Here is a 1,847-nt window from a genome sequence, read left to right on the forward strand (position 1 = left end):
TTCCTCACTAGCGGTGGCATACCATAAAGCTAAGTGTTCAAATCGTTCTAATTGACCCTTACCAGCTTTAGTAAAGTAGTAACCGGGTGTAGCTTCATTTTTATCAGGAAAAGCCGATTGGATAGCTTTTCTCAAAACAGTTCTACATCTTGCAAAGTTCCCATCTGATACTGCTTTTTTCATTTCACCCCAGTATTTAAGGGTAACTTTCTTGATAGCTAATTCATCAGTTAGGTTTTGTAGTTCCGCCGTAAGTTTTGAGGCAATATCAGAAGCCTTTTTAGTGTCGCTCATACTAGAATTGAGGTAGTAGATTTATTTAACTATCCCTATACTAACTCTCTTGTTTTAATATGTCAAGAGGATTTGTATAGGGATTTTTTTAGATTTTGGTAAGACTTCCTTGCTTTATCTCATACCGTTTATAGGCGTTTATCGTGCTTTCATCGTCATCGCCTAACACTTCCTTAGCAAAATCCGTAAAATCATAGGGATCTACATTCCCATCATTGATAATTGCGGCTCTTAGATATGCGGCTCTAAATTTGTGATAGGTTCTCTCATCGGCTGGGAAAATATCCCAATCCTTACAAGCTTGGTTTAAGGTTTTTGAGAACCTTCTGTTTACCCGTTCGGGGTCTTCATCTTTATCAAATCGTTTACCCTTACTGTTAAGCCAATCAAGAGCAAAGCAGACTAAATCAGCAGGTAGTAGCGTAGGGATTTTAAAAGTTACATCGCGTAATTTAACAGCTTTATCAACTACTCGAATCTTCCTATCCTTACCTTTCAATTGACCCTTAAACGCGACGGTATGGCTATCAATTAACTCAAAGCTTGCTGATAGATGTACTTCTGCCATACGCCGTCCAGTTGCCAAAGCTACGGCACAAGAAACATCAAGCCAGTTGATGCTATCCTCACCATTTTTAACGTCTGTAAGGATGTTGTAGGCATATTTTAGGGAGTTGGTTAAATCAATTTCTATACGGTTTTCTACTTTGCGGCGTTCTGTAACAGTTTCTCGATAACGGGTATTTTGATTTTCCTTGTAGATAGCAAATTGATTTGATAATTCATTCCCAAAGTTAGTAATGATGGTATTGACGGGGTTAAGTAGTGCAGCATCTTTTAATTCTGTTTTAGATGCAAGTTTTAACGCTTTTTTTAATGCTGTAATCTGTCTTAATGCTGTTCCATATTCCTTATCATCTTCTGGCTTATCGTCTGGGTAATTAAGTTTAAGCAATCTTGCCTCTTGAATAGCTAATTTATGCCAGCCTGTTAAATCCCCTACTCCCTTCTTACGTTGAGTGATTTTGTAAGGTGCTAAAGCCTCAAACTGTGGCAGGAGAATTTTTACCCTGTCATCTATAACAGAGTTGGTTAGTTCATCAGCAGCAAGTAATGGTCTAGACATATCCTTGATATCCTTAATTAATAAAATTCATAATTAGATAGTAACCAAGGATAAAAAGAATGTCAAGAGGATTTGTATAGAGATATCAAAATAATTCCCCACACCATAAGCGCAAATAACCACCTATTGATTAGTTTAATAGGTGGTTTGTTTATATCCAGTAATCCGATAGAGTTAGTGTAGATTGCTGAACATGATTCTAATTTCTGAAAGTTGATGATTAAATCAATTATCCTATTAGCGGTATCTGTGGAGTCAGTAGAGAGAGTTTACCCGTTAAGAGGATGAAACTATCATGGTTAATCTATGCTAGGCTAGAATCAAGAATTTTTTGTAACGGAAATTTCCTGTAAAGTGTAACGGCGGGTTTGGAGAAGATGTAACGGAATAGGAGAAAAACTCCATAATATATATTAGGGGCTTTTCC

The 1,847-nt window shown here is 36.9% G+C and carries 1 protein-coding gene and 1 pseudogene; both read right to left on the bottom strand.

Features of this window, described 5'->3' with window-relative positions:
• Nucleotides 1-294 (bottom strand): annotated as a pseudogene (locus FJR38_RS27205) (hypothetical protein); the annotation flags it as partial.
• 88 nt (nt 295-382) lie between these two features.
• Entirely contained in the window at nt 383-1,420 is a 1,038-nt protein-coding gene (locus FJR38_RS27210; RefSeq protein ID WP_168540693.1) for a protelomerase family protein, read from the bottom strand.
• Nucleotides 1,421-1,847: the final 427 nt, after the last annotated feature.

It is taken from the genome of Anabaena sp. UHCC 0253 (assembly GCF_009712085.1).
Lineage (GTDB): Bacteria > Cyanobacteriota > Cyanobacteriia > Cyanobacteriales > Nostocaceae > Dolichospermum.

What these genes read in the sequence shown, in the direction of transcription:
- FJR38_RS27210 (WP_168540693.1), bottom strand. Translation starts at nt 1,420, where the DNA reads ATGTCTAGACCATTACTTGCTGCTGATGAACTAACCAACTCTGTTATA.